This is a genomic window from Enterobacter cloacae complex sp. 370H10 (genome assembly GCF_050031535.1).
Lineage (GTDB): Bacteria > Pseudomonadota > Gammaproteobacteria > Enterobacterales > Enterobacteriaceae > Enterobacter > Enterobacter intestinihominis.
Window position 1 is genome coordinate 17,335 of record NZ_JBLGWG010000002.1, and the last position, 12,255, is coordinate 29,589.

Here is a 12,255-nt window from a genome sequence, read left to right on the forward strand (position 1 = left end):
CGCACCGCCAACCGGTAATCGTCATCTCAGGCTATCATTTATATGTCTGGCGCATATAGACAAGCCCCTATACCATGATTATATGCGCCAAGCATACTTCTGCGACCTGCTTTCCAAAGGCGGTCTCACGGAAGAGGTATCAGTCAGGCGCGTGGGCCAAAGGACTATGGAACTCAATCAAGTCAGCTATTTCATCAACTTGGCCGAGACGCTGAATTTCACAGCGGCCGCTCGCTTGAGCGGTGTGTCACAGCCAAGTCTGACCCGCGCGATCCGCCGCTTGGAAGATGAGCTTGGCGGGCCGCTGATCTATCGCGACGGGAAGAACAGCCGCCTGACTGGCCTTGGCCATGACGTCGAGGCAGAATTCCGGCGCATGGTGGTCGCGATGAAGAGCGTTCGCAATCACTCGGAGCACTGGGCGATGGGGGGGCACCGCGTGCTGGATGTCGCCGTCGCGCCCACCGTCGGACCAAAGGAATTTACGGCATTCTTCGAGAGCGCATTGGCGGAGATGCCATCCATCGAAATCAAGCTGCACTCGCTCCAGTCGAACGAGGACACATCGGAGGTGCTTTCAGGAAAATACCACGCGTGCATCATGCCGCGTGAAACAAGACCGGAACGCAAGCTGGATGTGCATCCTCTATTTCGGGAGCGCTTCGTGCTCGGCTGTTCTGCAAACCATCCCTTGGCTGCCAACGAGATCGTGCGCGGCGAAGACCTGCTCGAGTTTCCTTTCGTCGATCGCCTGAAATGCGAGTTTCGCGATCGGATCCTCGATCACTTCGCGCGACGGGACTTGCTCATGCGACCTCGCTTTCGATCAGATCGCGAGGACTGGGTGCAACGGGTCGTCGCTGACGGCCACGCCATATGCATTCTTCCGGAACGATCGCCGACCGTGCAAGGCCTCGTCACTCGGCCGATCGACGGATTTGTCTTGGAGCGCGAAGTCGTGATCGCGACAGTATCCGGCTCCACGGCAACGGTCGAGATACGGAACATCGCGCAGCTGGCAGCCCGGTATGAGTGGAACTGAATCACGACGTGAAGAGCTTCGGCGCTATGGAAACTATACGCGCAGCGTATTGGATAAATCTGGGGCGCACTGCTATAGTCGGCGCAATGACTGCAAAGATAAATGACAGTGTGTCGAGCTCTCTAGATTAATTATTGGAGACTATCATGAAGTTTGAGAAGTCACAGGCAGCAGTTGACCGCCTGACCCCCGAGCAACGCCGGATTACCCAGGATTCGGGGACCGAAAGGCCCTTCACGGGCGAGTACAACGACAACAAGGAGCCTGGCATCTACGTCGACATAGTGTCGGGAGAGCCACTGTTCGCTTCGACGGACAAGTTCGATTCGGGTACTGGCTGGCCCAGCTTCACCAAGCCGATCGTTTCGGCAAACGTGAACGAGGTGCGGGACAGCGCACACGGCATGGTCCGGACGGAGGTCAGGTCAGTACACGCAGACAGTCATCTCGGCCATGTGTTCCCCGATGGTCCTTCCGACCGCGGCGGTCTGCGGTACTGCATCAACTCAGCGTCCCTTCGCTTCATCCCGCGCGACGAGATGGAGTCCGAGGGATACGGTGAATATCTCGATCAAGTAGAGGAGGCTTAACATGCATCAGCGCGCTGTTCTCGCAGGAGGATGTTTCTGGGGCATGCAGGATCTGATCCGCAAGCGGCCCGGCATCATCTCGACCCGTGTGGGTTACACGGGCGGCGATATTCCGAACGCCACGTATCGTAATCACGGCACGCATGCCGAGGGGATCGAGATTGTCTTCGACCCGACAGTGACGAGCTACCGGAACATCCTGGAATTCTTCTTCCAGATCCACGATCCGACGACGCTGAACCGCCAGGGCAATGATCGTGGGCTCTCCTACCGGTCGGGCATCTATTATGTCGACGAGGAGCAGAAGCGCGTCGCCGAGGATACGATCGCCGATGTGGATGCCTCGGGGCTGTGGGATGGCAAAGTGGTGACCGAGGTCCAGCCGGTCGGCGAGTTCTGGGAGGCCGAGCCCGATCACCAGGATTATCTGGAGAAGCACCCGGGCGGCTACACCTGCCACTTCGTCCGTCCCGGCTGGGTGCTTCCGAAGCGCCAAAAGGTTGACGACGTACAGCCAGCGGCCGGGACCGCGGCGGAATAGGCTTCACTGCCGTTGCCACTGCGCCGGTCCGGTCCGCAATCTTCGTGACCGCGTCGTTCAGCGACGCGGTCATCGAACCCTACTTCAGAGTGACGGCTCGTTCCAGTCAGTCGCCATCGCAACACCAGGATCGCAGATTTATGCCAGACCTCTCGTCCTTTCCGATCACGCAGCGCTGGCCGGCATCTCATCCCGATCGCCTGCAACTCTACGCAGCCCCTACGCCCAATGGCGTCAAGGTCTCGATCATGCTTGAGGAGACTGGCCTGGCGTACGAGCCCCACCTGATCGACATCTCGAACAACGAGTCGAAGGATCCGGCGTTCGTGTCGCTGAACCCGAACGGACGCATACCGGCGATCATCGATCCGGCTGGCCCTGACGGTAGACCCATCGCCTTATGGGAATCCGGTGCGATCCTCCTCTATCTGGCCGACAAGACGGGTCAGTTCATCTCCACCGAACCAGGCCAGCGTTACGAGACCCTAGCGTGGGTGTTCTTTCAGATGTCGGCCATCGGGCCGATGTTCGGACAGCTAGGCTTTTTCCTGCGATTTGCCGGCAAGGACTATGAGGACAAGCGACCTCGGCAGCGCTTTGTTGATGAATCCAGGCGTCTTCTCGGGGTCCTGGATCACCGGCTGGAGGGCCGCGAATGGATTGTCGATGATTACTCGATCGCGGACATTGCGACGTTTGGCTGGGTGAATGCGCTGGTCGAATTCTACGCAGCGGGCGACATCCTCGGCCTAAGCAGCTATTCGAACGTGCAGGCATGGCTCGAACGCGGGCTGGCGCGACCGGCTGTACAGCGTGGCCTGCGAATTCCTGCGAGGCCTGCATGACCATTATCGCCGCATATTATTACAACGAAGGTAAGCGAGTCCGTGAAATCAGGCTCGATGAGCACGTCGAACTAAACGAGAATCGCTCGGGCTTCTGCTGGATCGCGCTTAGCGAGCCCACCGCAGACGAACTCAGCGCGATCCAGACGACGTATAACCTCCATCCTTTGGCGATCGACAACGCCATGCACCCGCTGTGCCCGCCCAAGCTCGAGGTCTACAACGATGAGTTGTACGTCGTCGCCCAGACCGCCGAGCTGGTCGGCGACCGGATCAGCTACGGCAAGATGGCGATCTTCACCGGTCACAATCACCTTATCACCGTGCGGCACGGCAATGCCGGAGCGCTGGGCAAACTTCGGGAGCAACTCGAGGCATCGCCGACGCAGTTCGGCAAGGGTGTCGACTATGTGCTGCACGCGATCTTGCACCGAGTGGTCGACCAGTATCTGCCCATCTTCGAAATGATCGAGGACGACGTCCTGGCGATGGAGCGACGGTCGCTGCACGATTTCCTCGGGCCAGAAGAGGTGGCGCGAATCTTCGAACTAAGGTCCGAACTCACGCGGTTCCAGCGCACGCTCGGGGCTATGGCCGAGCTGGTGCGAAAGCTCGTTCGCGGCCACTTTCCCTGCATCAGCGCCGAAATGACACCATATTTCCACGACGTCGCGGACCATGTCCACCGCGTGCAGTCCATGGTCGACGGCCTCCTGCTTGTCCTGTCCACGGTCTTCGAGGCCAGCAGCCTTCTGGAAGCGCAAAGGATCGGTGTGGTCACTCGCCAGCTCGCGGCCTGGGCGGCGATCTTGACGGTCCCGACGGCGATCGCTGGAATATACGGCATGAACTTTAAGCACATGCCGGAGCTGGACACGGCCTACGGATACTTTGTCGTGCTCGGAGTGATAGCGATATCGTGCGTTTTCCTATTTGTGCGCTTCAAGAAGGCTAAGTGGCTATGAGTAACGCACTTCGCGAGCTTCTCCGTCCGCCGAGTCACAGCGCGCTTTGTGCGCGAGCGTGTCCAATCCAGTTCAAGATGAAGGTGCTTCCATGACCTCCCAGGTGACCGACGTTCTAGAAGCAGTCCAGTCATTCATCGCCAAAGGCTATGACCGCGAATACCGCGTCAAGGACGGCAATCTCGTCGATCTCGAACTAGGGTCAACCCTCGATGCATGCAGCATTCGCGTCGATGCGGCGTTGCGCCTCGAGAGCGGGGACGACGGCGAAGATGCCTCCAACATCTACGCGATCACCGATCCGGCGACAGAGCATAAAGGGGTCGTCTCAGAAAACGGAATCTATGGTCACTCCCGTTTTTGCAACACCGATTTTGACGACAAGTTGGCTTGCTTGAATCTATCCGGCGTCTGAATGGGATTTTATTCCCGCGCCTCGATGAGTTCCGCGCCTGATGAACCTCCAGAAAATATACGGCTTCAATGAGCCTTTCCGTTTTACAGGTTCCTCAACAGGCCGGTGGGCCGTTAGTATCATCAATATCAGTATTCGCAAAACCAGATGAATGATTGTTTAAACTGGTGTATTTCTGCCTTTATGCTTCGTAAGTTTGCTGTCGCGCCGTCAGTGCCCAGGCTATTCTGGCCAGCTTGTTTGCCAGAGCACAGGTGACGACAAAGTTGCTTTTCCGACACAACAACTCCCTGACCCAGTCGGCCAACTTGCCAGACTGGTGTTCCAGTTTTTGTATGAATACCCTGGCACACTGAACCAACAAAGTTCGGATCTTTTTGTTGCCCCGCTTGCTAATCCCTAACAATGTCGTCCGACCTCCCGTGCTGTACTGTCGGGGTACCAGCCCTGTTGCCGCCGCAAAGTCACGGCTGCTGGCGTACTGCTTCCCGTCGCCAATCTCAGTTGAAATAGTACTGGCAGTCAGCGTTCCAACGCAGGGAATACTCAGCAAGCGCTGTCCAACCTCATCTTCGTCCAACTTTCGTTTCAACTGAGATTCCAGATCTTTAATCTGCTCAACAAGATAGTGATAATGCTGTTGTAATTTCAGCAGTAACTGGCTGAGATAAAGAGGCAAACTACTGTCCTCAAGAAGGGTACTCAGTCGACTAATAACGGCAGCACCTCGCGGAACGCTGATACCAAATTCCAGCAGAAAAGCATGCATCTGATTAGTTGTTTTCACCTTATCCTGAACCAGGGATTCACGGACACGATGCAGAGCTCGCATTGCCTGCTGAGATTCGGTTCTGGGCTGCACGAAACGCATAGATGGACGTGATGCTGCTTCACAGATAGCTTCAGCATCAACGAAGTCATTTTTGTTGCTTTTAACGAATGGGCGGACAAATTGCGGTGATATCAGCTTTGGAAAATGCCCTAACTCTGCCAGCTTGCGTGCCATAAAGTGAGAACCGCCACAGGCTTCCATCGCGATGGTTGTTGCCGGGCATGTCGCCAGAAATTCGATTAGCTTTGGTCGGGTGAATTTTTTACGGTAAACGGCCTTCCCACGATGATCCTGACAATGAATATGGAAAGAGTTCTTACCCAGATCGATACCAATAAGCGCAATGTTTTCCATGATGGTTCTCCGAATGAAAGCCTGTCCTCAGCATAGTACTGGGAAGGAGGGAGTGACCATCTCATTAAATAAAGCACGCTAAGCCGGTTGCAGCGGCCGTAGCGGCCTGAACTTGCCCGCGCCGATCTTGGCGCTGCTGCGCCAGAGGTAATCGCCGGTCAGGTTGATGTGCTCCCAGCCGAGCGGCGACAGGTACTGCAACAGGCCGTCATCGACGGCTTGACCGTGGCCACGCAAGGCGTTCGCGGCCCGCTCCAGATAGACCGTGTTCCATAGCACGATGGCCGCCGTCACCAGGTTGAGGCCGCTGGCCCGGTAGCGCTGCTGCTCGAAGCTGCGGTCGCGGATTTCCCCCAGGCGGTTGAAGAACACGGCGCGGGCCAGCGCGTTGCGCGCCTCGCCTTTGTTCAGCCCGGCATGCACGCGGCGGCGCAGCTCGACGCTTTGCAGCCAGTCCAGGATGAACAGTGTGCGCTCGATGCGTCCCAGCTCACGCAGGGCGACGGCCAGGCCGTTCTGGCGCGGGTAGCTGCCAAGCTTCCTGAGCATCAGCGAGGCCGTCGCCGTGCCCTGCTTGATCGAGGTGGCCATCCGCAGGATTTCATCCCAATGGGCGCGGACGTGCTTGATGTTGAGCGTGCCGCCGATCATCGGTTTCAACGCCTCGTAGGTGGCATCGCCCTTCGGGATGTAGAGCTTGGTGTCGCCCAGGTCACGAATGCGCGGGGCGAAGCGGAAGCCCAGCAGGTGCATCAACGCGAAGACGTGGTCCGTGAACCCTGCCGTGTCGGTGTAGTGCTCCTCGATCCGCAGGTCGGATTCGTGATACAGCAGGCCGTCGAGCACGTAGGTCGAGTCGCGCACGCCGACGTTCACGACCTTGGTGTGGAACGGCGCGTACTGGTCGGAGATATGGGTGTAGAACGTCCGCCCTGGGCTGCTGCCGTATTTCGGATTGATGTGGCCGGTGCTCTCGGCCTTGCTGCCGGTGCGGAAGTTCTGGCCGTCCGACGATGACGTGGTGCCGTCGCCCCAATGCTCGGCGAAGGGATGTCGGAACTGCGCGTTGACCAGCTCGGCCAGTGCCGCCCCGTAGGTTTCGTCGCGGATGTGCCAGGCTTGCAGCCAGGCCAGCTTGGCGTAGGTCGTGCCGGGGCACGATTCCGCCATCTTGGTCAGGCCCAGGTTGATCGCGTCGGCGAGGATCGTGGTCAGCAACAGGTTTTTGTCCTTGGCCAGGTCGCCTGACTTCAGGTGGGCGAAGTGCCGGGTGAAGCCCGTCCATTCGTCTACCTCCAGCAGCAATTCGGTGATCTTGACGTGCGGTAGGATCATCGCCGTCTGGTCGATCAGGGCCTGTGCGGTATCGGGCACCGCCGCATCGAGCGGCGTGATCTTCAGGCCCGACTCCGTGATGATGGCGTCCGGCAGCTCGTTGGCCAGCGCCATGCGGTTGACGGTGGCGAGCTGCGTTTCCAGCAGCGTCAGCCGGTCATGCAGGTACTGGTCGCAATCGGTGGCCACGGCCAGCGGCAATTCGCTGGCCTGCTTGAGGCTGGCGAATTTCGCGGGCGGCACCAGGTAGTTGTAGCGGCTCGCGTTTGAAAACGGGCGTGCTCGCATTCGACGCCGCTTTCGGCTCGAATTAACTGCAACTGACGGCGCGCTGATGCTCACGCTATCTGCAAACGAGCTTGCAATCGACGGCGGCGGCTCGCATTTCATGGCGGCGTGCTCGAATTAATTGCAAGTGAAATGCCGGGTTCCAAGCTATCCAAAATCAATAGATGCAGTGCCGGCTGCCCGCTAACGCCTCTGAGCGGTCAGACGGGGATTGACCTACGCCGCCTCTCGCACGAGACGGATATCGACTTCTCTGTCAACGTACTTCCATTCCTCTGTTGCACGCAGTTCGGAAAGCAATGCGTTGAACTCAGCCTCATGGGTTGGCGCGAACTCGAACCAATTGAGAAAATCGAACGGTTCATTTTCAGAGAGGTCGCGGCAGTGGTGGAGCTTGCGCGCTACTGCAGGCAAGTAGTTGAGCCCGATTTGGATGTGCTTTGACTTTTCGAAAACGCTCCGGCGCTCGTCTTGCGTGAATTCCCACCAAGCTGCGTTTTTTCGGATCGGTATCAACGCAGCGCAAGTTGCTTCTGGGCGCGCTAGCCCTTGCTGCTTCACCACAATTTCGTTCTTCTCTTCGCGCATGACATACCGTTCATTGCTTGTTATTCCGCGAAGTACCCAGGGTGCATTGGTTTCGGGCTGCAACTCTGAGGCAGATATTACGTTGAGCCTTTTGGCTTCAGGCAGTGACTTGCCAACTATGGTTTCGGTTCCAACGATCCGCCAAAGACCGCTGTCTCCGCCGACGAATGCAAATAATCGTGTATCCATTTTACCCCCTTCATGTGAGTGTGTTAACTTTTTTACAGCCTCAAAAAACCTATCTGCCCATCCCATGCTTGTGCATCATCGTCTCGCCTCGCTTAGCGTAGTATTGCATTACGCTTACCAGCGCCCCCAGTTAAATTGTAAATATAGCATCGAATTGGTCTGTGATACAACCGCCAGAAAATAGCCGTTTGTCGCCATTTCAAAAATTAATTGTACCGTATCGGTACGCCCTAACTAGGCGTCAGGCCGGAACCTTGGGCCGCGTCAGGATAGGGCCGATTCCAGCATTTTCTGACGCCTCGCCGGCAACCTCTAGGGCCTCAACCTGACAGGCCGTACGCTTAACGTACGATTTTTAATGAGATGGTCACTCCCTCCTTCCCAGTACTATGCTGAGGACAGGCTTTCATTCGGAGAACCATCATGGAAAACATTGCGCTTATTGGTATCGATCTGGGTAAGAACTCTTTCCATATTCATTGTCAGGATCATCGTGGGAAGGCCGTTTACCGTAAAAAATTCACCCGACCAAAGCTAATCGAATTTCTGGCGACATGCCCGGCAACAACCATCGCGATGGAAGCCTGTGGCGGTTCTCACTTTATGGCACGCAAGCTGGCAGAGTTAGGGCATTTTCCAAAGCTGATATCACCGCAATTTGTCCGCCCATTCGTTAAAAGCAACAAAAATGACTTCGTTGATGCTGAAGCTATCTGTGAAGCAGCATCACGTCCATCTATGCGTTTCGTGCAGCCCAGAACCGAATCTCAGCAGGCAATGCGAGCTCTGCATCGTGTCCGTGAATCCCTGGTTCAGGATAAGGTGAAAACAACTAATCAGATGCATGCTTTTCTGCTGGAATTTGGTATCAGCGTTCCGCGAGGTGCTGCCGTTATTAGTCGACTGAGTACCCTTCTTGAGGACAGTAGTTTGCCTCTTTATCTCAGCCAGTTACTGCTGAAATTACAACAGCATTATCACTATCTTGTTGAGCAGATTAAAGATCTGGAATCTCAGTTGAAACGAAAGTTGGACGAAGATGAGGTTGGACAGCGCTTGCTGAGTATTCCCTGCGTTGGAACGCTGACTGCCAGTACTATTTCAACTGAGATTGGCGACGGGAAGCAGTACGCCAGCAGCCGTGACTTTGCGGCGGCAACAGGGCTGGTACCCCGACAGTACAGCACGGGAGGTCGGACGACATTGTTAGGGATTAGCAAGCGGGGCAACAAAAAGATCCGAACTTTGTTGGTTCAGTGTGCCAGGGTATTCATACAAAAACTGGAACACCAGTCTGGCAAGTTGGCCGACTGGGTCAGGGAGTTGTTGTGTCGGAAAAGCAACTTTGTCGTCACCTGTGCTCTGGCAAACAAGCTGGCCAGAATAGCCTGGGCACTGACGGCGCGACAGCAAACTTACGAAGCATAAAGGCAGAAATACACCAGTTTAAACAATCATTCATCTGGTTTTGCGAATACTGATATTGATGATACTAACGGCCCACCGGCCTGTTGAGGAACCTGTAAAACGGAAAGGCTCATTGAAGCCGTATATTTTCTGGAGGTTCATCAGGCGCGGAACTCATCGAGGCGCGGGAATAAAATCCCATTCAGACGCCGGATAGATTCAAGCAAGCCAACTTGTCGTCAAAATCGGTGTTGCAAAAACGGGAGTGACCATAGATTCGTTTTCTGAGACGACCCCTAGCGGTGCGTACAATGAAGCCTTTATGTTAAATAGGGGCTTTTGTTGTCCGGAAAAGGCTGAGCAAAAATACGATAAACAGTGTCATACCGGTAACCAGCATGACATAGCCGGCTGTTGGGTTATAAGTCAGACAGAAGGCTGTGCAGGCACTGGGGGCGTGTATGCGAAAAAGCCCGGCAAAACACAGACTGGCCGAGAGTCCGTAAAATAACGATCCTGCGATAACGGTCAGCATAATTCTAAACATTGTCCCTTTGTCCCTTTGACCCTAATCATCCTCATCTTTTTTCTAATATGCCCCTTAAAATCAGGATGTTGATTGTTTTGTATGCAAGAAATGGACTAAAGAAATTTGTTTGTGATCCCATTCTCGTTTCTGCATATGAACAAAAAAGCCCCGCACATGGGCGGGGCTGAATGCTGCGAGTCTGCGACGGTGACTTATCCCGGAAGCGTCCAGTCAGGTCGTTCAAAATGGCAGGTATAGCCGTTGGGATTATGCTGCAGGTAATCCTGATGCTCTGGCTCTGCAGACCAGAACTCACCGGCCTGCTCTACTTCTGTCACCACGACTCCGGGCCAGACTCCTGAATCATCTATTTCACGGATAAGCTGGTTTGCCTGCTGCTTTTGCTCCTCTGTGGTGAAAAAGATGGCTGAGCGGTAGCTTGAGCCGACGTCATTACCCTGACGAAGTATTGTTGTAGGGTTGTGAATACTAAAGAAATATTCCAGTAGTTTTCGGTAGCTCAGTTTATCCGGGGAATACACCACCTTCACCGCCTCCGCATGTCCTGGGTGGTGCTGGTATGTCGGGTTATCATTACGTCCGCCGGTATAGCCCACTTCGGTGCTGACCACGCCATTGAGTTTGCGGATCAGCTCCTGGACACCCCAGAAACAACCACCGGCAAGGATTGCCACATCAGTTTTCATGCTTATCTCCTTTCTCAAACAGGGGAAGAAATTCACCGTATCCTTCTGTTTCCAGAGCGCCTTTCGGGATAAAACGCAGTGAAGCCGAGTTAATGCAGTAACGTAATCCACCGGTATCCTGTGGCCCGTCAGGGAAGACGTGTCCCAGATGGCTGTCACCGTGATGGGAACGCACTTCAGTACGCACCATGCCGTGACTGAGGTCGCTCAGGTTGCGGACGTTGTTTTCCACTGGTTTGCTGAATGCCGGCCAGCCACAGCCCGAATCAAATTTGTCCTTCGACGAGAACAGTGGCTCACCGGAGACGATATCCACGTACAGTCCGTCCTCAAAGTGGTCGTCATATTCTCCGGTAAACGGGCGCTCAGTGGCGCTTTTCTGGGTGACGCTGAACTGCAGTTCCGTCAGTGCCTGAATGGTCTGTGGGTCTTTTTTATACGGTTTGTTCATATCGCTCTCCTGACAAATCTCACTCACCGGGACGGGTCCTGCTCATGAATAAGATCCAGATAGTGTTTTTCAAAGTCCGGGTTGGCGGGGAGCGACTTATTTTCCAGGTAGCGCTCTAAAAAGTAGCGGGGAGTGATCCCCGCCCGAAAGGCGGCTTCCATGCCTCTCACCATGAACCCGGGAGTGGTGTCATATTTGCTGGCCAGAAATATCAGGCTGCTGCGTAATTCAGGGTCACCCCATGGCTGACAATGCGTCAGACGAGCGGGGTTTGTGCACGGCGCTGAGTTGCTTCGCCCTCCGGTTAATCAGTGTCCGTCGCAGGTCATGACGCAACAGCACCAGTCCAGCCCCAATCAGAAGAACATCCTTGATAATGAAGCTGTCAATGCGACCCAGCTGCGGCAGAAGGCTCAGGGTGACGATGCCGGTGCCTGCCACCATCAGGGCGCCTGCTGCACCCACTGCCGGCCGGAAAAATCCGGCAATCAGGGCCAGAAGGGTGATATTTTCCACCACGCCGAGTGCGTAGCTGAGCCCCTGAACGCCGAGAGCCGGATACAGCGCACCGAGCCAGGTGCCTGGCAGCAGGTGGTGAAGGGCATTGGCCTCGAAGGCAAACCATTTGTAGGTGCCAAACAGGGCGAAGATGAAAATCACTGACAGCCGCAGAACCATAATGTCCAGGCCTGACGTTTTACGAAGTAACCGGCGCAGTTGTGTCTCGACGTTATTTTTCATGGTGTGTGTCCTTTTATTTTCGTTTTGTGTTTATGCAAACAGCGTGGCGCGGGCATGAACGAAACGGGCCTGCTCAAGCTCAGAAATCAGATAAGCGGCAGCGCCATGTTCAAGGGCTTCGCGGATAACCTCCCGCTCCAGCTCATCCACGGAAGACACCCAGCCAACAGAGAGTGTACGGACCGGTACCAGAGCTGCTTTTTCTTCCTCAGTAAGATCGGATTTGATGATGACCGGTCCATGGGCTTTACGGGTGAAGACAGCGATAACGTCGTTGATAAGTGCTTTCATGATGATGCCCCCTGCATGTCTGTTTTATTGTGTTGTCGTGTTGTTAATATTTATTCTACCTACCAGTAGATAGATTGGCAAGGGGTAACTGGAAATTAAACGCAAGGAAAGTCTTAATGTCTTCTGAGGCCCCCGGAATACAGGC

The 12,255-nt window shown here is 55.3% G+C and carries 14 protein-coding genes and 1 pseudogene; 7 read left to right on the forward strand and 8 right to left on the reverse strand.

Annotated features, from left to right (window positions below):
- The first annotated feature begins 166 nt into the window (after positions 1-166).
- The 6 genes from ACQG2Q_RS25575 to ACQG2Q_RS25600 all read left to right on the forward strand — a co-directional run bounded on the left by ACQG2Q_RS25575 (position 167) and on the right by ACQG2Q_RS25600 (position 4,398).
- Positions 167-1,042, forward strand: a complete 876-nt coding sequence (locus ACQG2Q_RS25575; RefSeq protein ID WP_011191349.1) for a LysR family transcriptional regulator — start codon at positions 167-169, stop codon at positions 1,040-1,042.
- Positions 1,043-1,188: 146 nt separating this feature from the next.
- A complete protein-coding gene (msrB, locus tag ACQG2Q_RS25580) occupies positions 1,189-1,632 on the forward strand; it encodes a peptide-methionine (R)-S-oxide reductase MsrB (protein ID WP_023338003.1) in 444 nt (147 codons plus the stop codon).
- Position 1,633: 1 nt separating this feature from the next.
- Complete coding sequence (gene msrA, locus ACQG2Q_RS25585; RefSeq protein WP_023294902.1) at positions 1,634-2,173, forward strand: peptide-methionine (S)-S-oxide reductase MsrA; 540 nt, start codon at positions 1,634-1,636, stop codon at positions 2,171-2,173.
- Between the two features lie 140 nt (positions 2,174-2,313).
- On the forward strand, positions 2,314-3,018 hold the full coding sequence (locus ACQG2Q_RS25590) for a glutathione S-transferase N-terminal domain-containing protein (RefSeq protein WP_005006007.1): 705 nt from the start codon (positions 2,314-2,316) through the stop codon (positions 3,016-3,018).
- Positions 3,015-3,983: a magnesium and cobalt transport protein CorA gene (locus tag ACQG2Q_RS25595; RefSeq protein WP_023338002.1), complete on the forward strand. Its 969-nt coding sequence runs from the start codon at positions 3,015-3,017 to the stop codon at positions 3,981-3,983. Before ACQG2Q_RS25590 ends, ACQG2Q_RS25595 begins: the two co-directional genes overlap by 4 nt.
- 91 nt (positions 3,984-4,074) lie before the next feature.
- The gene (locus tag ACQG2Q_RS25600) at positions 4,075-4,398 is read left to right on the forward strand and encodes a hypothetical protein (RefSeq protein WP_243452359.1); all 324 of its coding nucleotides are present in this window, start codon (positions 4,075-4,077) and stop codon (positions 4,396-4,398) included.
- A gap of 181 nt (positions 4,399-4,579) precedes the next feature.
- Here ACQG2Q_RS25600 and ACQG2Q_RS25605 read toward each other — a convergent pair whose 3' ends face one another.
- The 3 genes and pseudogenes from ACQG2Q_RS25605 to ACQG2Q_RS25615 all read right to left on the reverse strand — a co-directional run bounded on the left by ACQG2Q_RS25605 (position 4,580) and on the right by ACQG2Q_RS25615 (position 7,984).
- Positions 4,580-5,584, reverse strand: coding sequence for an IS110-like element IS5075 family transposase (locus ACQG2Q_RS25605; RefSeq protein WP_000427614.1), 1,005 nt, complete (start codon positions 5,582-5,584; stop codon positions 4,580-4,582).
- Between the two features lie 78 nt (positions 5,585-5,662).
- A pseudogene (locus ACQG2Q_RS25610) lies at positions 5,663-7,171 on the reverse strand (Tn3-like element ISPa38 family transposase); the annotation flags it as partial.
- 252 nt (positions 7,172-7,423) lie between these two features.
- Positions 7,424-7,984 carry a chlorite dismutase family protein gene (locus tag ACQG2Q_RS25615; protein ID WP_002718009.1) on the reverse strand — a complete coding sequence of 187 codons (561 nt, stop codon included), beginning with the start codon at positions 7,982-7,984 and terminating at the stop codon, positions 7,424-7,426.
- A 423-nt stretch (positions 7,985-8,407) separates the two neighbouring features.
- On the opposite strand from ACQG2Q_RS25615, the gene ACQG2Q_RS25620 reads away from it, so the two are divergent.
- Positions 8,408-9,412 carry an IS110-like element IS5075 family transposase gene (locus tag ACQG2Q_RS25620; protein WP_000427614.1) on the forward strand — a complete coding sequence of 335 codons (1,005 nt, stop codon included), beginning with the start codon at positions 8,408-8,410 and terminating at the stop codon, positions 9,410-9,412.
- Positions 9,413-10,132: 720 nt separating this feature from the next.
- On the opposite strand, the gene msrA (ACQG2Q_RS25625) is transcribed toward ACQG2Q_RS25620, so the two are convergent.
- From msrA (ACQG2Q_RS25625) to ACQG2Q_RS25645, 5 genes are all read right to left on the reverse strand, one after another.
- Complete coding sequence (msrA, locus tag ACQG2Q_RS25625; RefSeq protein ID WP_001567377.1) at positions 10,133-10,627, reverse strand: peptide-methionine (S)-S-oxide reductase MsrA; 495 nt, start codon at positions 10,625-10,627, stop codon at positions 10,133-10,135.
- Positions 10,617-11,078 (reverse strand): peptide-methionine (R)-S-oxide reductase MsrB, encoded by a 462-nt coding sequence (gene msrB, locus ACQG2Q_RS25630; RefSeq protein WP_001567378.1) that lies wholly within the window; start codon positions 11,076-11,078, stop codon positions 10,617-10,619. Before msrB (ACQG2Q_RS25630) ends, msrA (ACQG2Q_RS25625) begins: the two co-directional genes overlap by 11 nt.
- Before the next feature lie 23 nt (positions 11,079-11,101).
- The gene (locus ACQG2Q_RS25635; RefSeq protein ID WP_021243014.1) at positions 11,102-11,239 is read right to left on the reverse strand and encodes a hypothetical protein; all 138 of its coding nucleotides are present in this window, start codon (positions 11,237-11,239) and stop codon (positions 11,102-11,104) included.
- Between the two features lie 73 nt (positions 11,240-11,312).
- The gene (locus tag ACQG2Q_RS25640; protein ID WP_001567380.1) at positions 11,313-11,819 is read right to left on the reverse strand and encodes a DUF417 family protein; all 507 of its coding nucleotides are present in this window, start codon (positions 11,817-11,819) and stop codon (positions 11,313-11,315) included.
- Positions 11,820-11,849: 30 nt separating this feature from the next.
- Complete coding sequence (locus tag ACQG2Q_RS25645) at positions 11,850-12,110, reverse strand: DUF1471 domain-containing protein (RefSeq protein ID WP_001567381.1); 261 nt, start codon at positions 12,108-12,110, stop codon at positions 11,850-11,852.
- Between the last annotated feature and the right edge of the window lie 145 nt (positions 12,111-12,255).